Source organism: Arthrobacter sp. 2762 (assembly GCF_040548745.1).
Taxonomy (GTDB): Bacteria; Actinomycetota; Actinomycetes; order Actinomycetales; family Micrococcaceae; genus Arthrobacter.
On sequence record NZ_JBEPSI010000004.1, the window covers coordinates 50,613 to 72,709 of the forward strand.

Below are 22,097 nucleotides of genomic sequence, written 5' to 3' on the forward strand. Positions count from 1 at the left end.
TGACTTGCGTCCCAACTGCGGGCCGCCAGTGCCGAAGCGTGCCTCAGAAGCCACCTCGGCTGGCGTCCTCGGGTGGCAGCACGGGCCACTCGCCTTCGATGACAGCGGTGGGTTTGCTTCGGCGCAGATACTGCTGGAAGTCTGCAGCTTGGGATGCGGCCCAGTCCACCTGCAAATGGTGCAGCTTGGAGGCAGGCATTTGCAACTTGGGGAATTTGCCAGCCATGGCATCCAGGACGCGCAGCGTCGCCAAGGCGTCCGCAGCGGAGGTGTGGGCGTTGTCCAGGATCACGCCATATTCCTCGCACAAAGCGGTCAAGGTCCGCTTGCCCTTGCGGTACCGGTCCACTTGCTTGTTCATCACGTAGGGGTCCAATACCGGGAAACGGGTCAGTTGCGGGACGCCGTGCCGTGCTGACTCGGCAGCGAGCACCGTGAAGTCGTAACTGGCGTTGAAAGCAATGACTGGAGTGTCGTCGTCGAACAATTCCTGAAGAACGGCCGCTACCTCGCGGGTGACCTCGGCCGCCGGGCGGCCTTCGGCACGGGCTTTTTCCGTGGTCACCCCATGCACCTCGCTGGCCTCCAGGGGTATCTCCACCCCGGGGTCCGCCAGCCATTCATGCTCTTTGATGAGCTCTCCGTGCGCATCCACCACAGTGATTGAAGCCGTGACGATGCGGGCGGAACGGGAATTCTTCCCAGTGGTTTCGAGGTCGAAGGCAGCGCGGGGGAGGGTATTCCAGGAGCTCATGTTTTCACGCTACCGGCTGGCACTGACAGTACTGGGCACGACACTCCTGCGGCTACGCTGGAGCACATGCGGATGGAGTATGTGACGGCGGTACTGGCCGTTGTGGACCTTGTTCCGCCCGGCACGGCCGTGTCATATGGCGACGTCGCAGAACTCCTTGGAGCCGGCGGCCCCAGGCAGGTGGGCGCCGTGATGAGCCACTACGGCAGTTCCGTAGCGTGGTGGCGGGTCCTACGGGCAAGCGGGGATGCCCCGCCGGGCCACGAGGCAGACGCGTTGCGCCACTATGTGCAGGAGTCCACGCCGCTGCACGGCGCTTTTGAGGCCTTCCTGCGGACAGGTGAGGGCCGTTGGCGCGTGGACCTCGGCACTGCGCGATGGGCGCCAACTGATGCTGATTTCGATCTTATTGATGTGATCTCGGACCAGTTGGAGCGTCAGCTCCATATTTTGTCGGTGCCCGATGATGAAATGACTGTGTGACCGCAACAGCTAGTAAAACCCGCCAAGCCCCGGCAGCCCTTCGCTTGCTTCCGCCGCGCGAGATCCACTACGCGGCACCTGACCTGTCTCCGGACCAACGTGCGGTTGTATCCGTCAGGCAAGGAGGAGGGCCGGTCCTGGTCCCCGGCGGCCCGGGCACCGGAAAGTCCACAGTGCTGGTCGAATCGGCGGTCCGGCGGGTTAATGAAGACGCCGTGGATCCCGAACGGATACTTATTCTCGCTCCGGGGCGCCACGCCGCGGCCGCCTTGCGGGACACCTTCACCGGTCGCCTGGACAGAAGCCTCAGTACGACGCCGGCCCGCACCTGGGCGTCTTACGCTTTCGACGTCATCCGGCGCGCTAAAGCGGAAGGCGTTTTGCCGCTGCCCCGTCCGCCCAAGCTCTTGTCCGGCCCGGAACAGGATCTGATCATCAAAGAGCTGCTGGAAGGCCACTCCCGCCCGGGGCGCCAGTTGCCTTGGCCGGACGACCTTTCCGCAGCACTGCCCACCCGGGGGTTCCGCCACGAGATCCGCCAATTGTTTGATCGCATCATCGAGTCCGGCCGCACTGCAGAGGACTTGGTTGGCCTCGCCTACGAATGTGGGCGGCCTGATTGGATGGCGGCTGCCGAGCTGTACAGCGAGTACCGGGACGTTTTGGACCTCCGAATGCCCGAGGCCTTCGATCCCGCAGGCATCATTACCACCGCACGGCAGATTTTTCAGGACTCACCAGCTTTCCTGGCCGCCGAGCGTGAACGGCTGCAGCTGATCCTCGTGGATGATGCCCAGGAATCCAATCCTGCTGTGTTTGAACTCCTGGCCGATATTGCAGAGGGCAAGGACGCAGTAGTCACCTATTCGCCTGACACTGTAGTGCAGGGCTTTCGCGGGGCGCGGCCGGACCTTGTAGCTGAGCTGCCCTCGCTCCTGGCGGGAAGCCAAGGGGTTCTTGAACGGCCACTGTGGATTACGCACCGGCATCGCTCCGAGCTAGCGCAGGCCTGGACGAGGGTTGCCGCACGCATCTCACAACGATCCGGGGGCCAAAGAGCCAGGCGCCTGGAACAGCCGGAGTCCATCGAAGGCGTTCAGGAAATCAGCAACGGCGGGCGCGTGGAAGGACATGTGCTGCCTTCTCCTGTCCATGAGCTCCGGTATGTTGCACAGCGGATTCTGGAAGCCCAGTTGCGTGAGGGCCGCGACTTCAGTGACATTGCTGTCATTGTCCGCAATGGCGGCCTGATCTCGCAGCTCCAGCGTTACCTCAGCGGGCAGGGAATTCCTGTACGGGTTCCTGTGGCGGATTCTGCTGTCCGGGATGAGGTGGCCGTCCGGCCCCTCCTGGAGGCCTTCGCTGTGGTCCTTGATCCCGCAAAGCTCACTCCTGAAACTGCTGTTTCCCTCCTGACTTCGCGCATTGGTGGAGCCTCCGCCATTGAGCTGCGCCGCCTCAGGCAATCCCTCCGGCGCGAGGAGTTACTTGGCGGCGGCGGACGTTCCAGTGACGCTTTGCTGGTGGAAGCGTTGCTTGAACCGGGAGCGCTGACTTCGTTGGGGATTGAAGGCAACCCTGCCCGACGACTTGCACGGATGATTGATGCCGGTACCGCCGCAGCATCCGAGCCAGGGGCCAACGCGGAATCCGTCCTCTGGGCGCTATGGAACGCCACCGGTTTGGCTTCGCGCTGGTCTGCCGCCGCCCTGGAAGGAGGGAGTGCCGGGGCCCGCGCTGACCGCGACCTTGACGCCATGATGGCGCTCTTCCACACAGCGGAGCGTTTTGTGGACCAACTGCCCGGCTCCGGCCCTGAACAGTTCCTCGATTACTTGTTGAACCAGGAACTTCCGATGGACACCCTTGCGGCGCGGGCCCAGCTTGAGGAATGCGTGGAAATCATGACTCCCGCCAGCGCTGCGGGCCGCGAATGGCCTGTGGTGATCGTGGCCGGCCTCCAGGAAGGTGTTTGGCCGAACACTCGTCTACGCGGGGAGCTCCTGGGCAGTACCCTGTTTGCGGACGCCGTGGAGCATGGAGTTGACTACGCGCTGGGCCGCGGCCCCGTCAGCAGGCTGAGGGACATTCGCTACGACGAACTCAGGAGTTTCTCCACCGCAGTCTCACGCGCCAGGGAGGTCCTCATCTGCACGGCTGTCTCTTCCGAGGACGAACAACCTTCGGCCTTCCTGGATTACGTCGCACCGTTGGCTTCTGGCGAGTACCGGCGCGACTACACCCCAGTGGATCGTCCGATGACTCTTCGCGCGCTGGTGGCTGAGTTGAGACAGCATGCCCAGACTGATGATCAGGAGGCCAACGGAGAGTCGTCGACCGCGCGCGAAGCAGCGCGTGTGCTGGCTCGCCTCGCCTCGGTTGATCCACCTGTGGCCGGAGCCCATCCGGATACCTGGTGGGGTTTGGCTCCCTTGAGCTCCGAGGAAGCGGTGGTCCCGGCGGGAGGCACTGTAGCGGTATCGCCATCCAAGGTGGAGGCCGTCCACAAGTCCCCACTGGACTGGTTTGTGCAAGCGGCAGGGGGTGAAGCTGCCACTGACTTCGCACGGAGCCTTGGCACACTGGTCCACACCATTGCACAGGAGCTGCCGGACGCCTCGGGCGAGCAGTACGTTGCGGAACTCGTTCGCCGCTGGCCCACGCTTGGCATGAAGGACAATTGGGAAGGGAAGCTGGATTACCAGCGCGCTGAACTGATGGTCCGTAAGTTGGCTCAGTACGTACTTATCATGCGCAGCGAAGGCAGGAGCCTGCTCGCGGTGGAGCACGACTTCGAAGTTCAACTCCCTGACGTCCACGTACGTTCCGCACGTCGGGATGACGTTGTGGACGATTCCGCTGCCACTCGACACGCTGTGCTTCGCGGACAGGTTGACCGGCTGGAACTGGACGCCGAAGGCCGTCTGGTGATCGTCGATCTTAAGACGGGGAAACGCCAGCCGGGCAAGTCCGAAGTAGCCAGGCACCCTCAGCTGGGGGCGTACCAGGCAGCCGTGCTCAAAGGTGCATTTGAGGAAGCGGGCAAGCTTGGGGATATCGGCAACCCTGTTCCCGGTGGGGCCGTCCTTGCGCAGCTGGGAACCAAGACCAAAAGCCCCGGGGTTCAACAGCAGGATCCACTCGAGCCCGACGACAACTGGGCAGAGGCTTTGGTCAACCAGGCCGCTGAACTCATGGCCGGCGCAACGTTCGAGGCCCGGCACGATCCGAGCAAAGGGGGACACGGTGGACATGGCTGCCGTCTACCCGATATTTGCCCACTGTGCGCCAGAGGAAAGCAGGTCACTGAATGACTACCGATCTTCTTGAAGGATCCGAGACCAGGGACGCCGGAATCCTGGATGTGGAGTCCGGGCTGCCTGTTCCCAGGTTCTCCCCGTCGGAGTTGGCAGACATTCTTGGCGAAAAGAACCACCCCACCGCAGAGCAGGCAAGCATCATTGCTTCCTCGCTTACGCCACGGCTTGTGATTGCCGGCGCGGGCTCGGGAAAGACCGCCACCATGGCAGACCGGGTGGTGTGGCTCGTGGCCAATGGTTGGGTCCGGCCGGAGGAGGTCCTCGGCGTGACATTTACCCGTAAAGCTGCCGGCGAGCTGGCCACCAGAATCCGGACGAAACTGGCCACCCTCCAGCGAATAGCGAATGAGGACGATGGCAGCATCGGCTTCCCGGAGGGGCTTCTGGGTGCTGACGACCTCGAGCCCAAGGTGTCCACCTACCATTCGTACGCGAGCGGAATCGTTTCGGACTATGGATTGAGGTTGGGCATCGAGCGGGACGTCGTCCTGCTCGGCGGGGCCCAGTCGTGGCAGTTGGCAAGCGAGGTTGTTGAGGCCTACGACGGCGAATATGAGCATTTCACCGCGGCAAAGTCGACACTCGTCAATGCCGTCATCCAGCTCGCCGGCGAGTGCGCGGAACACTTGCAGGATCCCGCCACCGTCCGCGACTGGGTGCTGGAGCGCGTTCAGTCCTTCGAGCAACTCCCTTATGTGGCCAGCGCAAAGAAGAACCCGACGCAGGCGGCAGGCGAGCTCGCTGCCATGCTGCGGACGCGGGCCAGCGTCGCAGACATGGTTCTCCGGTACCAGGATGCAAAACGACAAAGGGGAGTGCTGGATTTCGGGGACCTCGTGGCCCTTGCGGCCCGTATTTCGCGGGAAATACCGTTGGCTGCGGCCACTGAGCGGGCACGCTACAAGGTGGTGCTGCTGGACGAGTTCCAAGACACTTCGCATGCTCAGCTTGTCTTGTTTTCGCGCCTTTTCGGCCTCGGCCATGCCGTCACCGCGGTAGGGGACCCCAACCAGTCGATCTACGGATTCCGCGGTGCCTCGGCGGGGCAGCTCTTCCACTTTGTGCAGGAGTTCCCTGTGAGGCAGAACGATCAAGAGTCAGGCGGCGAGGCCTATTCTGTGGCCCCAACGTCTTACCTGACCACGGCTTGGCGCAACGGCCGGAACATCCTCCAAGCGGCCAACACGATTGCGGCGCCGTTGAACAAAGCCGCGGCCACCGACGGTCCGGCAGGGGAGAGGGGGAATGCAAGTGGCGTTGCTGTTCCGCCCCTGGTGCCGAGTCCGGCCGCGGCCGAAGGCAGCGTTGTTATCGGTCGCTTTGGCACTGACGAAGACGAGGCTGGCGCTATTGCCCGCGACATCCGGCGATACCAGAGGACCGTCTTCGAGGAAGAGAAAGACGGTACTCCGGTCAAGCCAACCATGGCGGTTCTGTGCCGGCGACGTGCGCAGATGGAATGCCTTCGGAGGGAATTCGAACTTCAAGGAATTCCCTATGAGATCGTCGGCCTCGGCGGTCTGTTGGACACTCCTGAAATAGTGGACTTGGTGGCAACGCTTCGGGTTCTGGCTGATCCTGGCCGTTCCGATGCTTTGATGCGGCTTCTGGCTGGAGCACGATGGCGCATTGGACCAGCGGACCTTATGGCCTTCAATGATTGGTCCCGTTTCCTGGCCAAGCGGAGGTCAGGACCTGGCAACACTCTTGAGGTCGCCGACGAAGACCCGGCTGCTGTCGTGATGGAAAGCGACATCACTGACGCCGCAAGCCTCGTGGAAGGCCTGGACTTCCTGCCGCGGCCGGGCTGGACATCCGGACATGGGAGAACGCTGAGCCTTTCAGCCCTGCAACGATTGACCAGGTTGTCGGAGGAATTGCGCTCCCTTCGAACGTACATCGGGGATGACCTGACTACACTGCTCGGCGAGGTTGAACGTGCCATGTTGCTGGATATCGAGGTGGCGGCAAAGCCGGGAGTGAGCATTCATCAGGCACGGCGAAACCTGGATGCCTTCCAGGACGCAGCCGCCGGATTCCTGCAGACCTCGCAGCGGATCGACCTCCTGGCATTCCTCTCCTGGCTGGAAGCGGCGGCCTCCGAAGAGGGTGGCCTGGATATTGCCCCTCTTGAAACCAACCGCGAGGCAGTCCAACTCTTGACAGTCCATGCCTCCAAGGGGCTGGAATGGGACGTCGTCTTTGTCCCCGGGCTCAACGCAGGTTCCTTCCCCAGCAACAGGGACTCACGGTGGAGCAGCGGCGCAGCTGCCTTGCCATGGCCGTTGCGGGGTGACCGAGCCGATCTGCCGCAGTGGGATCTTGACCACCAGGACCAAAAGGGTTGGCTGGACGCAGAGAAGGACTTCAAATCGGACGTTCAGCATCATGGCGAAGCCGAGGAACGCAGGCTTGCGTACGTCGCCTACACGCGGGCCAAGTTCGTTTTGATGGTGTCCAGCTCCGCATGGAATGGGTCCAGGTCCGGTGTCGCAGGGATGTCGTCGTTCCTTTCCGAGCTGGCGCCACTCGCGGGAGTGCCCTCCTCGTCCGGGGACGCCCTCGCCGTCGCGGCCGGGCGGAGCGTTGTGGTCCACCCTGAGTCGGTAGCCGAAGAATCACTGCCCGACAGCAGTCCGCTCACAGCAACGTTGGAAGTGGCTCAATTTCCGTATGATCCCCTCGAAGGCCCGTCCGATCCCCGTACCGGAGCCCGCATCAGGCTCGTTCCCGGCCGCCGTGCCGCCATGGACCGGGCTGCAGCCCGGGTGCTTGAATTCATGGAGGAATCCGCTTCCCAAGCATCACCGGAAGGTTTGACAGGCATCTCGGGCCGGTGGTCACACGAAGCCCAGCTGCTACTGGATCGCCGGCTCCAGGGAAAGCTTCATCAGGACGTGCACTTGCCCAGCCATATCTCGGCGTCCCTGTTCGTTGACCTTGGCGCAGATCCTGCAGCGGTGCTGGCCCAACTGCGCCGACCCGTGCCCCGGGAACCAGGCATTTCGGCTCGAAAGGGCACAGCCTTCCACGCCTGGGTGGAGGAGTACTTCGGAACAACCGGCATGTTGGACATCGACGAAGCACCTGGCTCGGATGCCCATATCGACGAAGCGTACGGCTTGGATCAGATGGTTGAAGCGTTCAAGCAATCCGAGTGGGCGCATCGAGCTCCAGCCTTTGTGGAAGTGCCGGTGGAAACGAGGATCGGTGACGTGGTGGTCCGCGGACGTATCGACGCCGTTTTCCGCGACACGGACGGGCGCTGGCAACTCATCGACTGGAAAACAGGTCGCCGGCCTGCAGGCAAACAGCTCGCAGCGAGAGCCGTGCAGTTGGCTGTGTACCGTCTTGCATGGGCGCGGTTGAAGGGCGTTCCCCTGGAGGAAGTCAGCGCGGCGTTCTATTACGTTGCGGAGGATGCTGTCGTGCGCCCGCATGACCTGGGCAGCGCCGAGGAACTCGAGCAGATCATCGGCAAGGCCCTCAAGAACGATCCCACGGGTGGGAGCTCCCAGTAGAAGGTGTCCTGGAGGCAGGGCCGGAAACTGAGGTCTGGAAGCGCTGGTCTAGGAACGCTCGCCCGCATGCAGCGGTGTCACATTGACAACATTCAAAGCCGCAGTCGACGCGTCATCCTGAGGCCGGGAGGTGGATTCTTCTGCCATCTTGTCCGACGCGGTTCCGGCATCCGCGTCTGATGCCGCTTCCTTGCCAGGCGCTTCGGCGTCAGGCACTCCGGCGTGGGGGACTTCCTTCGAAGATGTGGGAGGCAGGGGCGTCACTGGGACTGAAGTCCCGGCGTCGGGAATCGGCACGACTGTAACGGCGGGCTGCTGGGTGCTCGCCTGTTGCTTCGACGCACCCTGCAGTGCTGCGCTTTCAGCCTCGGCCTCAGCCGCCGCCTCAGCTGCTGCTGCCTGCTCGGCGGCCAGAACGGCCTCGTCGTGCCTCGCTTGCTCTTCGATGTCGTCCGCGAGGGACTGCAGCATTGATACTGCCTCAGACGTCATATCCTCGTGCCCAACGGCCATTGCCTTCACCAGGTACTGCGCCAACGCGAATTCAGCCAGCAGAGCGGCCCGTCGAAGCAGATGGGCGTCGGGCGTGTCCCGGCGCGCCTCGGTATAACGGCTCAGCACGGCCTCAACGAACGAGGCTTCGTTGGACGCCACCAGCCAGGCGAAATCATCTGCGGGATCACCGATGCGGAGATCGGTCCATCCTGTCAAGGCAGTGACGGTATCGTCCTGGACCATCAGGTTGTCTTCATGAAGATCCCCATGGACCACCGAGGGGTTGAAGCGCCAGAGTGCGACGTCCTCAAGGGCATGTTCCCAGCGCCGCAGCAAAATGGCAGGAATCTTGCCGGTAGTGGCCGCCTGGTCCAATTCGTTGAGCTTGCGCTGCCGAAACTCGTTGGCCGAGTAGCTGGGCAGATCTGCGTTGTTGACCAGTGCCAGGGGGAGGTCGTGGATGGCGGCAAGGGCATTGCCGATATCACGGGCCAAAGCCGGGCTGCCAGCGGATAGCTCGTCAATGGACAGCGTTGAACCCTGCAGATGGGCGTACACGAACGTTGTGAGGGCGCCCTGGCGGACTGTGCCGGCGACGGTTGGCACATGGAAAGGAAGCTCGGCACGGATGGCGGGCGCGAAGGCCCGCAGGACCATGAATTCCGTTTCGAGGCGGGTACTCGCCTCGGGATGGCGCGGCGAACGGACGCGCCAGCGCTTGCCTTCCGCGTCGAGCAACAACGCCGAATCGAAGTCGGCGTCGTCGTCGGGGGAATAGGCTGTAGCCGTCGGTGCCAGTCCGGGCACCGCCGCGGTTGCTACAGCGGCCAGTTCGAGCGGTGTTCTTCTCACGTCTTCCACGGTAGATTGAGTGGCGCCCATGGCCATGATGCAGTGCGGCGAGTCTTCAGATCCGCACGAAAACAAGGCCTAAGTGGATCATCGGTCAGTTCAGCGGCCGGCAATGCTGCGATATGCACAAGCTGCCGATCCAAATGTTCTTTGTCGGTGCGAATCAGTACGGTAGATACATGAGTTATGCGGAGTCTCCGGCGCTGGCCAACCACTTGATGGAAACTGTTCTTCCAGTGCGCCCGGCGTTGGTGGACCGAGGCTCCAGTGAGCGCATGAAGCCCGGCATGGTTGAGGACCTCATCGTCTCCGGCAAGGCCAAGGCCATGGTCATTTCCCAACGCAAGGCGCTGGTGAGCAGGGACGGCCTCTGGTTCGGGGACGCTGGTCCACTGTGGGCTGCCCTCGGCGAAGCAAAAGCTGGCGCCCTGACTGCTATCTACCTGGGTACCACCTTGCAGCCTTCTTCCGTGGCCGAGGGTACTCCTGTTTTGCTGTTTACAGTTGCTGAGCCGCCCGTGCCGGGGACAGCCCTGATCCCTTCCGATGCGCAGTGGGCCGGGTTCCGGGAAGTTGCCGGACGTCTCGATGCTACTGACACCGCCTTGTTCATCGAAGCCAGTGCCATCTCCAACTGGCACGCGACACATACCCATTGCCCGCAGTGCGGCACGCCAACTGAAATTGAAACCGGGGGCTGGGTGCGGCGGTGTCCGAAGGACAACTCTGAGCACTATCCGCGCACAGACCCGGCGATCATCGTTACTGTAGTCGGCCCTGACGGACGGCTCCTGCTGGGTGGTGGCGGGCCTGCCGACGCCAGGAACTACTCCACCCTTGCTGGATTTGTTGAACCCGGGGAATCGCTTGAGCAGGCCGTTGTCCGCGAAATCGGCGAGGAAGTAGGTGTCCGCGTTACTGCATGCCAGTATCTCGGTTCGCAGTCGTGGCCCTTCCCTGCCTCGCTCATGTTGGGCTTTACGGCAATAACCAACGACGCCGTTGCCCACCCCGACGGCGTCGAGGTCACCCGCGCGCGGTGGTTCAGCCGGGAAGAATTGCAGGAGGCCGTGTTGAGTGGCGAGATCACCATCTCCACGCGCCTGTCGATCGCGCGCTCGTTGATTGAGCATTGGTACGGCGGCGTCATCGAAGACCTCCAGCCGTGACAGGAGGAATTTTCGACGTCGGGGGCTCACTTGAGGAGCGAATCCTCAGCGGCCTGGATGATGAGCAACGTGAAGTAGCCAGCACTCTGACCGGCCCCCTGTGCGTACTTGCAGGTGCAGGCACCGGCAAGACCCGCGCCATCACGCACCGCATCGCCTATGGAGTGCACTCGGGGGTGTATTCACCACAGAGGCTGCTGGCCGTGACTTTCACGGCCAGGGCGGCGGCCGAAATGCGCAGCAGGCTTCGGGATCTTGGCGTGGCCAATGTCCAAGCACGGACATTCCACGCTGCGGCCCTGAGGCAATTACAGTTCTTCTGGCCTCAGGCGATCGGCGGCACCCTGCCCAGCCTGCTGGACCACAAGGCGAACATGATCGCTGAGGCCTCACGCAGGCTTCGCCTCAGCACTGATCGCGCGTCCATCAGGGACTTGGCTGCAGAGATTGAGTGGGCAAAAGTCTCTATGCTCACACCTGCCAACTACCTGGAGAATGCACAAGGACGCGGGACTCCGGGTGGCTTCGACCTCACGGCTGTGTCCAGGGTGTTCCAGGCGTACGAGGATATTAAGACTGACCGCAACGTCATTGACTTCGAAGACGTCCTGTTGATTACCGTTGGGATCCTCCAGGAGGATCCCAAGGTGGCAGCGACCGTCAGGGAGCAATACCGCCACTTCGTCGTCGACGAGTACCAGGACGTCTCCCCGCTTCAGCAGCGGCTCCTGGATCTCTGGCTGGGTGGCCGTGACGAATTGTGCGTGGTGGGCGATGCCAGCCAGACCATCTACTCCTTTACGGGGGCCTCGCCCAAGCACCTCTTGAATTTCAAGGCACACTATCCAGGTGCCACCGTGGTCAAGCTCATCCGCGACTACAGGTCCACGCCGCAGGTCGTTAAGCTGGCCAATGATCTCCTCGGGTCCCGGCGAAGTGGCGGACCGGTTGCCGATGCGGCGTGGGCGCCTCCGCTCAAGCTTGTCGCCCAAAGGCCGGCCGGCCCGGAGCCTCGGTTCATGGAATGTCCGGACGACGAAGCGGAGGCGGCGGTCGTTGCCGGCAGAATCCAGGAGCTACTCAACACGGGAGTCAAGGCGAGCGAGATCGCCATACTGTTCCGCACCAACGGGCAATCCGAAGCTTACGAGCAAGCGTTGGCGTCGGCTGGGATCGGTTACCAGCTTCGCGGCGGAGAGAGGTTCTTCGCGCGCAAGGAGGTCCGGGATGCCATCCTGCAGTTGAGGGCTGCAACCAGGGCTGTGGCGGAAGGCCCTCCGGAGCCCCTGGGTCAGATTGTCCGTGACATTGTTGCCTCGCTTGGCTACAGCGAAGCCGCGCCGCACAGCGGGGGAGCCCTTCGCGAGCGTTGGGAATCGCTGGCCGCCTTGGTGGCCTTGGCTGATGAGTTGTCAGTCACCCGCGGAGAGTCTTTCACGTTGGCTGAGTTCGTCAACGAGCTCCAGGAACGTTCGGTGGCCCAGCATGCTCCCACAGTTCAGGGTGTGACGCTTGCCTCCCTTCACTCGGCAAAGGGCCTTGAATGGGATGCTGTGTTCCTGGTGGGCCTCAGCGAAGGACTCATGCCTATCTCCTTCGCGGACACACCGGAGGATGTGGACGAAGAACGCCGGCTGCTCTACGTCGGGATCACCCGTGCGCGTGAGCATCTGAACCTGTCGTGGTCCTCTGCGCGTACTCCGGGTGGTCGCGCCAACCGCAAGCCCTCCCGCTTCCTCGATGGACTCCGGCCTGATTCGGTGGCGTCCGCGAACGCCAGGAGCCGGGCAGGTTCCACGCGCCGCAAAGCTGCCGCGCCGGCGTCGTGCAGGGTGTGTGGAAGCATGCTTGCCTCCGGAGCCGAGAGGAAGGTGGGTCGCTGCAACCAATGCCCGCCCACGTACGAGGAACAGACCTTCGACGCCCTGAGGCAGTGGCGGCGCGATGAAGCGCAGTCTGCCGACGTTCCCGCCTACGTTGTCTTCACTGATGCCACATTAACCGCAATAGCCGAAGCGCGGCCGGCGTCGCTGGAGGAATTGGCCGGACTGGCCGGGGTAGGGCCCTCCAAACTGGAGCGCTACGGAGAAGCCGTCCTCGCCGTCCTCGCAGAGAGCACCAACCTCTGATGCCGCGCTCAACAGCCGGGCAGGCCGACGTTCCGATGCTGACCGACGACGGCGCTCCGGTAGTCGTCAGGCGCTCAGCCCGGCGCCGACGGACGGTAGCTGCGTTTTGGGAAGACGGTAATGCCGTTGTCGCGATTCCGGCAAGCTTTACCAAATCGCAGGAGCGCGAGTGGGTACGGCGCATGCTTGCGAAGCTGCAGAAGCAAGGTGAGCGCCGCGCGGGTAAAACAGATCGGCGCAGGCCTGCCACGGATGAGGCACTTGCCCAGCATGCAGGGCATCTTTCGCGGACCTACCTCGGAGGACGGGCGGTTCCGACGTCGGTCCGCTGGGTGACGAACCAGAACTCACGGTGGGGCTCGGCTACTCCAGCGGATGGAACCATCCGGCTTTCAAACAAGCTTCAGGCGATGCCCCAGTGGGTGATCGACTACGTCCTCCTGCACGAACTGGCGCATTTGTTGGTAGCTGGACACAACGCGCAGTTTTGGCGCTTGCTTGAGGCCTACCCGGAGACGCAGCGCGCCAAAGCATTCTTGGAGGGGGTCGCGTTCGCGACGTCTCGTGGGATGAGCGGTAACGCCAACCAATCCGCCGGAACCGACCCGGACGCAGGCGTCACGGGCTAGAAACGACAACGGCCGCCATGAAATCCATGGCGACCATTGCTGACTTTAGGTGGACGGTGACTTCGGGTCTGCGCTGCCCGAGTCAGGCCCGGTGTCGTCCTGTGAGCCTTCATCCTCAGATGCGGCGTCCCCAGGCTCATCGTAGCCACCGCTCAAGAGCTTCTGCAGAGCATCGTCAACTTCGGTGTCGCTGGCCTCGGCGAGCCTGCGGCGTTCGGAGAAGCCCTTGGGATCGTCCAGGTCTTCTCCCGTAGGCAACAGGTCAGGGTGGTGCCAAATGGCATCCCTGCCGGCAATACCGCGTTCTGCTTTCAGGGTTGCCCAGAGGGTAGCGGCCTCCCGAAGCCTCCGGGGGCGCAGTTCCAGCCCCACAAGCGAAGAGAAAGCATGTTCGGCAGGGCCGCCAGTGGCACGACGACGACGGACAGTTTCGCGCAGGGCGGTAGCCGAGGGCAATACCTTGTCCGTGGCTTCTGCGGTGAGTTCATCCACCCATCCCTCCACGAGCGCAAGCGCCGTTTCGAGCTTTTCAAGGGCGGCGGTCTGCACCGGCGTCCGCTCCGGAGTGAAGACACCCTGGGACAAGGCTTCCTGGATTCCTTCAGGATTGCCGGGATCCAGATCCCGCGCGAGATCCTCGATTCGGGACATGTCAATGTGGATGCCTCGTGCATAGGCTTCAATGGCGCCGAGCAAGTGGCCGCGAAGCCACGGAACCTGCACGAACAACCGGGCGTGGGCTGCCTCGCGGACGGCGAGGAAGAGCCGGACATCATTTTCGGGGAGGCTGAGTCCTTCGCCGAACTTGGCGACGTTGGCTGGGAGCAGAGCCATCTCCAGGTCAGCCAAGGGAACACCAATGTCCGTGGAGCTGACTACCTCAGCCGAGAGTGCGCCAATCGCCTGGCCCAATTGCATCCCAAAAATGGCGCCGCCCATGTTCTGGAGCATTGACGAGGCCCCACCCATCATGGACTTCATTTCCTCGGGCATCTGCTGGGTCAATGCGTTGGACAAGGCATTGGCGATGCTGTTGGCAACTGGCTCAGTCAGCCGCTTCCACGTTCCTAGCGTTGCTTCAACCCATTCCGCGCGGGACCACGCACGGCCGATAAGTCCCGTAGCGGAAAGATCTGTTACCGGATCCAGCCATAGTTCTGCGAGCCGGAGTGCTTCATCGATGTCCCGGGCCTGCTGGGCGTTCACCGAGGGATCGCTCCCGGATGCCGCAACGCGCCTTGCGTTCTCATGGGCCAGTTGCCAGTTCACCGGGCCCTCGGACGTTGAGCTCATCATGGCCTGGACCTGTGCGAACATTTGCTGCAGGAGCTGGGGATCGTTGGGCAGCCCTGCGGCCTTGGCCAGTTCGGCGGGATCGATGTTGCCCATGCCCTGGCCGCCCATCAGGTTCTGCAGCATTTCCGCCAGCGGGTCCTTGGGCGTCTCATCGTCATCTGACGGTTTGTTGGGATTGGAAGTCATGGTGCCGCCGATCGTCGAACTGGCTGGTGATCACTTTCACCGTACCGCGCAGTGGGAAGGCTGTCTGCCTGTGCGCGGCGTCGTTCGCTGTAGGCAAAGCATCCCCAGTACCTCCGACCGCGTAATGTGGATGTTTGGTATGTGCCCGTCGCCGCGGCCAGCGGCAGGAGCCAAAATGCCGGTCGCTCAGTGCCGGTAAAGAGAGGCCTCAATGCTTACTTCGCCCAGCCCGGAGGGCTCGCTCGACCCGCGTCAAACGCACGACGCCGATTCCTCCCCGGAATCTCCGGAACCTCCCGGCAGCGGCCGGTACATGATCATGGTGGTTTCGGGCCTGCTGGCACTGGGACTTGGGATCGGGGCGGCTGCTTTGCCGGTTCCCTACGTTGTTGAGTCTGCCGGACCGACCTTTAATACGTTGGGGCAGGATGGGGACAAACCGGTCATCAGTATTTCGGGACATGAGTCCTTCCCAGCCAAGGGGAACCTGGACCTGACGACGGTGGTGATGGCGGGCGGGCCGAAGACTCCTGCAACGATTTTCGAGGTCTTTCGGGCCTGGCTGGACAAATCGAAAGCCGTTTATCCCGAGGAATTGATCTATCCCAAAGGCACCACAGCGGAGGAAACGGTCCAGCAAGGCGAAATTGCCATGGAGACTTCGCAGGAAAACGCTGTTGCCGCAGCGCTGCGGCAATTGGACATTCCTTTTGAACAGAGGCTCAAGGTCGCGGGTCTCTCGGATCCGTCTCCTTCAGTGGGGAAACTTCAGGAGGGCGACCGGCTGACCTCCATTAACGGAAAGCCGATCTCCGCCCTCAGCATGGTCCAGGCTGAACTGGCAGCCGGAAACGGCGCCCCGGCGGTCCTCGTCGTGGACAGGAACGGTTCCGCAGTCACGGAAACCATAACGCCCACCAAGAATCCCGCTGGCCGCTATGTCCTGGGCATCCTCCTGGGCAGCGACTTCACCTTCCCGTTTGACGTGAAGATTTCCTTGGACAATGTGGGCGGTCCGAGCGCCGGAATGATGTTTGCCCTGGGCATCGTGGACAATCTCACGCCAGGGGACCTCACAGGGGGAAAGCACGTGGCAGGGACCGGAACCATCACCGCCGATGGGGCAGTGGGAGCCATCGGCGGCATTGCACAGAAGATGATTGGAGCGCGTCAGCATGGAGCCACCATGTTCCTGGCTCCGGCCGCGAATTGCGCCGACGTCGTAGGGCACATTCCTGATGGCCTGCAGGTGGTAAAGGTGGAAACCTTGGCCGATGCAACCGCTGCGGTGGAACGACTCGGTTCAGGACAGGACACGGCGGGCCTTCCCACCTGCACCAACAACTAGACTGACGGTGGAACTTAGCTCCACCGCCACTCGTGGCATATATGACGGACTCCGCCATCGCCCAGGGGCAGAGATCGTCGAACACGCGCACACCGACTTTTAACTGACGACCACCAATGAGGTACAGAGTTTGTCCCGTCCCGCCAGCTCCAACCCGCCCGGAAGATCGCCGCTGAGACGAGGTGCCCTGACTCCGACACTCATCGTCGTGGCAGTGGCCGTCGTTGGATTCATTTTCTTCGCCAATGTGTGGACAGACGTCCTCTGGTACCAGCAGCTCGGCTTCTTCGAAGTTTATGTCCGCGAGAACCTCGCCCGGATCGTCACCTTCCTGGTCGGTTTCGCCATGATGTTCGCTGCCGTCTACTTCGCCATCAGGATCGCGTACCACGCCCGGCCTGTCTACGCTCCGGATGCGGAGTCACGTGACAACCTCAACCGCTACCAGGCCCAGCTTGAGCCTGTCCGCCGGGTCGTCATGGTCGGCCTGCCCATCCTGTTCGGGCTCTTTGCCGGCAGCGCCGCGGCAAGCCAGTGGCAGAAGGTCCTCCTCTTCTTCAACCAGGAACCCTTCGGCCAAACGGATCCGTTGTTCAACTTGGACATCAGCTTCTACCTGATGTCGCTCCCGTTCCTTGGCTTTGTTACCGGGTTCCTCATCAGCATCGCCGTAGTGGCTGGCATTGCGGGCATCCTCACGCATTACCTCTACGGAAGCATCCGGCTCATGGAGCGTGGTGTTTTCACCAGCCGTGCCGCCCAGATCCACATTGCCGTAACGGGTGCATTCTTCCTGTTGCTGCTTGGCGTGAATTTCTGGCTGGACAGGTACTCCACTGTGCAGAGCTCATCCGGACGGTGGGCGGGTGCACTGTATACGGACGTCAATGCCGTTGTGCCCACCAAGGCCATCCTGGCGGTTGCCGCTGGCTTGGTTGCGATTCTCTTTATCATTGCTGCGGTTATTGGCCGCTGGCGCCTGCCGGTGATCGGTACCGCGATGCTGATCATCACGGCCATCCTGGCTGGTGGCGTCTACCCATGGGTTATCCAGCAGTTCCAGGTGCGTCCCTCGGAGAACACCCTGGAAAGGGAGTTCATTGATCGCAATATCAAGATGACCAGGGCGGCCTACGGCCTGGACAAGATTGATGTCTCGGCCTACAACGCCACAACAACCGCTACAAGCGGAGCTTTGGCGAAGGACGCCCAGACCGCGGCCAACATCCGCCTGCTGGACCCGAACCTCATCTCCTCGGCGTTCGCCCAGCTTGAGCAGTACCGTCCGTACTATCAATTCCCGCAGACACTGAACGTGGACCGCTACACGGTGGACGGCAAAATACAGGACACCGTCATCGCTGTTCGCGAGCTGAACCCGGATGGCCTGAGCGCAAACCAGCAGACCTGGGTCAACCGGCACATCGTGTACACGCACGGCTACGGTGTGGTCGCAGCGAAGGGCAACAAGTTCACGGTTGATGGCAAGCCGGAATTCCTGCAATCAGGCATACCGTCCAATGGCGTCCTCGGCAATGACACCACGTACGAACCCCGCATCTACTTCGGCGAGAACTCTCCTGAATATTCGATCGTTGGTGCTCCCGAGGGTGCCCAGCATCGCGAACAGGACCGCCCGGCGGGACGCGAAGGCGGGGGAGAGACGCAGTACACCTTCACCGGCAACGGCGGGCCTGTTGTGGGCAACTGGCTCAACCGCATTCTGTACTCCATCAAATTCCAGTCCTCGGACTTGTTGCTTTCGGACGGCGTGAACGAGAAATCCCAGATTCTCTACGACCGCAATCCCCGCGAACGGGTTGAGAAGCTCGCTCCCTACCTGACCGTGGATGGCAACGCGTATCCGGCCGTCGTCGATGGTCGCGTGAAGTGGATCGTTGATGGTTACACCACCAGCCAGTACTTCCCGTACTCCCAACCCCAGCAGTTGCAGAACGCGACCGTTGATTCACAGACCAGCGCAGGCCGGACGGTGACACTGCCCAATAGTTCCGTCAATTACATCCGGAACTCGGTCAAGGCCACGGTTGACGCATACGACGGTTCAGTCACGCTCTATGCCTGGGACGACCATGATCCTCTCCTGAAGGCTTGGCAGAAGGTGTTCCCTACCACGATCAAGCCCTACACAGAGATGTCTGGCGACCTCATGAGCCACGTCCGTTACCCCGAGGACCTTTTCAAGGTCCAGCGTGAACTTCTGGGTCGCTACCACGTGACGAATCCTGACAACTTCTACCAGAACAACGATGCCTGGAGTGTTCCGAACGACCCCACGGTTTCGGAAGCCGTCAAGCAGCCGCCGTTCTACATGTCTTTGCAAATGCCTGACCAGGATAAACCTGCGTTCCAGCTGACGTCTTCCTTCATTCCGCAAACAGTCAACGGGAACGCAAGGAATATCCTCTATGGATTCCTGGCCGCGGATTCAGATGCCGGAAATGTCAAGGGGGTTAAGGCGGACAGCTACGGCAAGCTAAGGCTGTTGCAACTTCCAACGGACACCCAGGTTCCTGGCCCCGGCCAGGCGCAGAACAAGTTCAACTCGGATCCCACCGTTTCCCAGGCGCTTAACTTGCTGCGTCAGGGCGCTTCGGACGTTTTGAACGGCAACCTGCTGACCCTGCCCGTGGGTGGCGGCCTACTTTACGTCCAGCCCGTCTACCTGAAGTCAACAGGCGAGACCTCTTACCCCACCTTGCAGCGGGTCCTGGTGGCCTTCGGCGACAAGATCGGCTTTGCAGCCACCTTGGATGAGGCTCTGGACCAGTTGTTCGGCGGTAACTCCGGCGCCAAGGCTGGCGACTCGGAGAACAATGGCCAGACGCCCGCAACGCCGCCTGGGACCACAACGCCTCCTGCCGGCCCAACCGACGCCAAGGCTGATCTCAAGGCGGCTCTGGACGACGCCAACAAGGCAATCCTGGATGGCCAGGCAGCTCTGGCCAAGGGAGACTTTGCCGGTTATGGCCAGCAGCAGACCAAGCTCTCCGACGCTCTCAAGAGGGCGATCGACGCCGAGACCCGTCTCGGCATAACGCCGGAACCGACAGCGACGCCGAGTGCCACACCAAGCGCCACACCCTCACCTTCACCGAGCAGCTAGTACCCGGTGAATGGTTGACACAGCGTGATTAGAAGGGCCGTTGTCCTCTCCTCCTGGAGAGGGCAACGGCCCTTTCGCTTTACAGGAACTAGTTGCGGGAGCGGGCTGTTGGAAGTCCGGTTGAGCGATATTGATGGGGGAGATGCACATCACGTCGCCAGGATTTGGTCTGCCATTCACCGGACGGTAATGTTGTTCTTGCGACGCGGGGTGGAGCAGTTCGGTAGCTCGCTGGGCTCATAACCCAGAGGTCACAGGTTCAAATCCTGTCCCCGCAACTGGAGAAAAGATCCGGATCAGTATTCACTGATCCGGATCTTTTGTTTTCCCGGGATGTTTGGGATCGGCTGGTTGAAGGGATCCGCGTTTCAGCCCCGTATCTTTAGCCCAGCCCCATCGGCTTCCCCGCCCCATCCGCTTCCCCGCCCCATCCGCTTCCCTGTCCCATCCGCTTCTCGCGGGAGGTGCGTCCGCACTGGGCCGGAGTTAGCACGGCTCTCGCTGGGCGGCAGCAGACCTTGCGGGTGCGACCCAAGGACGGTTGCTCAGCAGCTCAAGAGTCGCCACGCATATGCGTCCCTGACAGGCTAGTGGGATGGTGACACTCAAATCCGGGCAGCGGTAGTCCCATTCCGCGGCGCCATGGAATCTGCGTGTCATCTGCGGCTCCGACCTGTGCCCGGTTATCGGGGGGCAAGGGCCTGCCAGGAAGGTCGATTCCGCCGCAGACCCTGGCCTCGATTTGGTGGCCATCCCTCAGGGCCGTGATCTGCAGCACCTTCACCTCACTATGGTCATCAGCACCCTGCCTGGTGCGGTAGAGTTGTTCTTGCGACGCGGGGTGGAGCAGTTCGGTAGCTCGCTGGGCTCATAACCCAGAGGTCACAGGTTCAAATCCTGTCCCCGCAACTGGAGAAAAGGTCCGGATCAGTTTTCACTGATCCGGACCTTTTGTTTTGTGCTGCACCAGCCTCCCGCAGTGCCGCTGCCAGCATCGAATGCCGGTGCTAGCATCAAATCCGGAACGGCTGCATGCCGGGAATGGATGGGAAGGCCGGATGGTCAAGGAAGACTACAACCAGGGCCTGGATCGACAGGCACTGCAAAGGAACAGCCCCGTAGCGGTGTACCAGCAGGTTGCAGACGTACTGACTGATCAAGTCAGCCGGTTGGAACCGGGCGCACGGATCCCGACCGAAGAATCGTTGATGGACGAGTACGGGATCAGTCGTACTACGGTCCGCAAGGCGATAGAAACCCTCGTTGTGAAGGGGCTGCTTGTTCGCCGGCAGGGCAAGGGCACTTTCGTCATGGCCCAGCGTCCGGTCCGAATGCTGAACCGCTTGGCGCCCTTCATGGAGACGTTCACAGCAGCAGGAATGAAGACTGTCAAAGGCCTGATTGAATACAAATGGATGGAGAAGGACAGGTCGGTGCCAGCCAAGCTGGTGTCCGATGACAATCTTGTCCTCGTGATCCGCCGTTCCTATTCAAGCGGCGGTTGGCCGTATGCCATTGCGGAAATCTTCATTCCCTCGCACATTGGCCGTCACATCAGCCTTGCGGACGCCGAGCGCAATTCCATCTACCAGGTGATCCAGGACCGGACATCCAAGCCCCTCCAGCGTGCTGAAATCACCGTCACGATGCATGCCCCGCCGGAGCACCTCGCCGATGCCCTGAATGTCCGCGAATTCCCCATGGTTCCGCGCTTGGAAAGGACCACACTGGGAGCGCACGGCGAAGTCCTTGAATGCACTGTGACATATTTCCACCCAAAGGGTTTCGAAATTCGTGCTGAAGTGGCCACAGATGTCAGTCCCAGCCAGGATCCGTTGGAGCCCTCCTCGCTCTAGGCAGGGTTGCCCTCAGAGAACGAACGAGAATGGCCGGGTCCCCAAGAGGGATCCGGCCATTTCTCATTTTCCAGCCAACATCGGTCCAGCCAACATCAGAGGGCTGCCACGCCCCACGTTGTCAGAGCTTGTCGAAGTCGGTTTCGTCGATGGTTGCGCCACTGGAGGCAGGGGCACCGGCCCCGATGGCAGGCTTGCTGCCGCCGGACTTCAGGGCCGCGAGACGCGCCTCAATTTCGGTCTGCTCCCCAAGGTCTTCCAGCTGGTTGAACTGTGCGTCCAAGCTGGATGCAGCAAGTTCCTGCTGGCCCAGGACCTTGGCCTCCTCGCGGCGAATCTTCTCTTCGAAGCGGCCAACTTCACTGGTGGGGTCCATGATGTCGATGCTCTTCAGGGCATCGTGCACCTGCGACTGCGCAGCAGCGGTCTTGGAACGGGCCACGAGTTCATTGCGCTTCGCAGTGAGTTGGTTGAGCTTGTTCTTCATTTGGTCAAGCCCGCTCTTGAGCTTGTCCACAACCTCGGTCTGGGACGCAATGCTGGGCTCGGCGGCCCTGGCTTCGGACTCTGCCGCCATTTGGCGCTGGATGGCAACCTTGGCCAGGTTGTCGAATTTCGTGGCATCCCCGGTATCACCGGCAGCACGGTATTCGTCGGCCTTCCGTGACGCGGCAAGGGCTTTGTTGCCCCAGTCCTGGGCGTTCTTGACGTCCTCGTTGTAGTCGGCCTGCAGCATGCGGAGGTTCCCGATGGTCTGAGCCACTGCGGACTCGGCCTCAGCAATGTTGTTCGTGTAGTCGCGGACCATCTGGTCCAGCATCTTCTGCGGGTCCTCAGCCTGGTCCAGCAAAGCGTTGATGTTTGCCTTGGCGAGCTGCGAGATCCGACCGAAAATGGACTGCTTAACCATGGTGTTGCCTTTCGTCCTGCTC

13 protein-coding genes and 2 tRNA genes are annotated in these 22,097 nt (G+C 61.9%); 11 read left to right on the forward strand and 4 right to left on the reverse strand.

The features are described 5' to 3' along the window. Positions 1 to 43: 43 nt before the first annotated feature. Complete coding sequence (locus ABIE18_RS08835) at positions 44 to 754, reverse strand: 3'-5' exonuclease (protein WP_499722334.1); 711 nt, start codon at positions 752 to 754, stop codon at positions 44 to 46. A 66-nt stretch (positions 755 to 820) separates the two neighbouring features. Here ABIE18_RS08835 and ABIE18_RS08840 point away from each other — a divergent pair, with 66 nt between their 5' ends. The 3 genes from ABIE18_RS08840 to ABIE18_RS08850 are packed head-to-tail and all read left to right on the forward strand — an operon-like array spanning position 821 to position 8,078. Further along, positions 821 to 1,237, forward strand: a complete 417-nt coding sequence (locus tag ABIE18_RS08840) for an MGMT family protein (RefSeq protein ID WP_499722335.1) — start codon at positions 821 to 823, stop codon at positions 1,235 to 1,237. Continuing rightward, on the forward strand, positions 1,234 to 4,551 hold the full coding sequence (locus tag ABIE18_RS08845; protein WP_499722336.1) for an ATP-dependent helicase: 3,318 nt from the start codon (positions 1,234 to 1,236) through the stop codon (positions 4,549 to 4,551). Before ABIE18_RS08840 ends, ABIE18_RS08845 begins: the two co-directional genes overlap by 4 nt. Further along, complete coding sequence (locus ABIE18_RS08850) at positions 4,548 to 8,078, forward strand: ATP-dependent helicase (RefSeq protein WP_499722338.1); 3,531 nt, start codon at positions 4,548 to 4,550, stop codon at positions 8,076 to 8,078. Before ABIE18_RS08845 ends, ABIE18_RS08850 begins: the two co-directional genes overlap by 4 nt. A gap of 48 nt (positions 8,079 to 8,126) precedes the next feature. On the opposite strand, the gene ABIE18_RS08855 is transcribed toward ABIE18_RS08850, so the two are convergent. After that, positions 8,127 to 9,425 (reverse strand): macrolide 2'-phosphotransferase, encoded by a 1,299-nt coding sequence (locus ABIE18_RS08855; protein ID WP_499722339.1) that lies wholly within the window; start codon positions 9,423 to 9,425, stop codon positions 8,127 to 8,129. A gap of 179 nt (positions 9,426 to 9,604) precedes the next feature. Here ABIE18_RS08855 and nudC point away from each other — a divergent pair, with 179 nt between their 5' ends. Genes nudC through ABIE18_RS08870 form a run of 3 tightly spaced genes read left to right on the forward strand, consistent with a single transcriptional unit; the run spans position 9,605 to position 13,352 of the window. After that, positions 9,605 to 10,594 (forward strand): NAD(+) diphosphatase, encoded by a 990-nt coding sequence (nudC, locus tag ABIE18_RS08860; protein ID WP_499722341.1) that lies wholly within the window; start codon positions 9,605 to 9,607, stop codon positions 10,592 to 10,594. Further along, positions 10,591 to 12,723 (forward strand): ATP-dependent DNA helicase UvrD2, encoded by a 2,133-nt coding sequence (locus ABIE18_RS08865; protein ID WP_477514985.1) that lies wholly within the window; start codon positions 10,591 to 10,593, stop codon positions 12,721 to 12,723. The genes nudC and ABIE18_RS08865 overlap by 4 nt, the downstream gene beginning before the upstream one ends. Next, the gene (locus tag ABIE18_RS08870; RefSeq protein WP_499722343.1) at positions 12,723 to 13,352 is read left to right on the forward strand and encodes a M48 metallopeptidase family protein; all 630 of its coding nucleotides are present in this window, start codon (positions 12,723 to 12,725) and stop codon (positions 13,350 to 13,352) included. Before ABIE18_RS08865 ends, ABIE18_RS08870 begins: the two co-directional genes overlap by 1 nt. A 45-nt stretch (positions 13,353 to 13,397) precedes the next feature. Here ABIE18_RS08870 and ABIE18_RS08875 read toward each other — a convergent pair whose 3' ends face one another. Next, positions 13,398 to 14,834 (reverse strand): zinc-dependent metalloprotease, encoded by a 1,437-nt coding sequence (locus ABIE18_RS08875; protein WP_499722345.1) that lies wholly within the window; start codon positions 14,832 to 14,834, stop codon positions 13,398 to 13,400. Positions 14,835 to 15,045: 211 nt separating this feature from the next. On the opposite strand from ABIE18_RS08875, the gene ABIE18_RS08880 reads away from it, so the two are divergent. The 5 genes from ABIE18_RS08880 to ABIE18_RS08900 all read left to right on the forward strand — a co-directional run bounded on the left by ABIE18_RS08880 (position 15,046) and on the right by ABIE18_RS08900 (position 21,165). Next, a complete protein-coding gene (locus tag ABIE18_RS08880) occupies positions 15,046 to 16,182 on the forward strand; it encodes a YlbL family protein (protein ID WP_499722347.1) in 1,137 nt (378 codons plus the stop codon). 130 nt (positions 16,183 to 16,312) lie between these two features. Next, on the forward strand, positions 16,313 to 19,309 hold the full coding sequence (locus ABIE18_RS08885; protein WP_499722349.1) for a UPF0182 family membrane protein: 2,997 nt from the start codon (positions 16,313 to 16,315) through the stop codon (positions 19,307 to 19,309). 204 nt (positions 19,310 to 19,513) lie between these two features. Further along, a tRNA-Met gene (locus tag ABIE18_RS08890) sits at positions 19,514 to 19,587 on the forward strand. Between the two features lie 557 nt (positions 19,588 to 20,144). Further along, positions 20,145 to 20,218 (forward strand) — tRNA-Met (locus ABIE18_RS08895). 149 nt (positions 20,219 to 20,367) lie between these two features. Beyond that, the gene (locus ABIE18_RS08900) at positions 20,368 to 21,165 is read left to right on the forward strand and encodes a GntR family transcriptional regulator (protein WP_442003739.1); all 798 of its coding nucleotides are present in this window, start codon (positions 20,368 to 20,370) and stop codon (positions 21,163 to 21,165) included. A 121-nt stretch (positions 21,166 to 21,286) separates the two neighbouring features. On the opposite strand, the gene ABIE18_RS08905 is transcribed toward ABIE18_RS08900, so the two are convergent. Then, entirely contained in the window at positions 21,287 to 22,075 is a 789-nt protein-coding gene (locus tag ABIE18_RS08905) for a PspA/IM30 family protein (protein ID WP_499722351.1), read from the reverse strand. Between the last annotated feature and the right edge of the window lie 22 nt (positions 22,076 to 22,097).

What these genes read in the sequence shown, in the direction of transcription:
- nudC (WP_499722341.1), top strand. Translation starts at nt 9,605, where the DNA reads ATGAGTTATGCGGAGTCTCCGGCGCTGGCCAACCACTTGATGGAAACT.
- ABIE18_RS08840 (WP_499722335.1), top strand. Translation starts at nt 821, where the DNA reads ATGCGGATGGAGTATGTGACGGCGGTACTGGCCGTTGTGGACCTTGTT.
- ABIE18_RS08905 (WP_499722351.1), bottom strand. Translation starts at nt 22,075, where the DNA reads ATGGTTAAGCAGTCCATTTTCGGTCGGATCTCGCAGCTCGCCAAGGCA.
- ABIE18_RS08850 (WP_499722338.1), top strand. Translation starts at nt 4,548, where the DNA reads ATGACTACCGATCTTCTTGAAGGATCCGAGACCAGGGACGCCGGAATC.
- ABIE18_RS08900 (WP_442003739.1), top strand. Translation starts at nt 20,368, where the DNA reads ATGGTCAAGGAAGACTACAACCAGGGCCTGGATCGACAGGCACTGCAA.
- ABIE18_RS08835 (WP_499722334.1), bottom strand. Translation starts at nt 754, where the DNA reads ATGAGCTCCTGGAATACCCTCCCCCGCGCTGCCTTCGACCTCGAAACC.
- ABIE18_RS08870 (WP_499722343.1), top strand. Translation starts at nt 12,723, where the DNA reads ATGCCGCGCTCAACAGCCGGGCAGGCCGACGTTCCGATGCTGACCGAC.
- ABIE18_RS08880 (WP_499722347.1), top strand. Translation starts at nt 15,046, where the DNA reads ATGCTTACTTCGCCCAGCCCGGAGGGCTCGCTCGACCCGCGTCAAACG.
- ABIE18_RS08875 (WP_499722345.1), bottom strand. Translation starts at nt 14,834, where the DNA reads ATGACTTCCAATCCCAACAAACCGTCAGATGACGATGAGACGCCCAAG.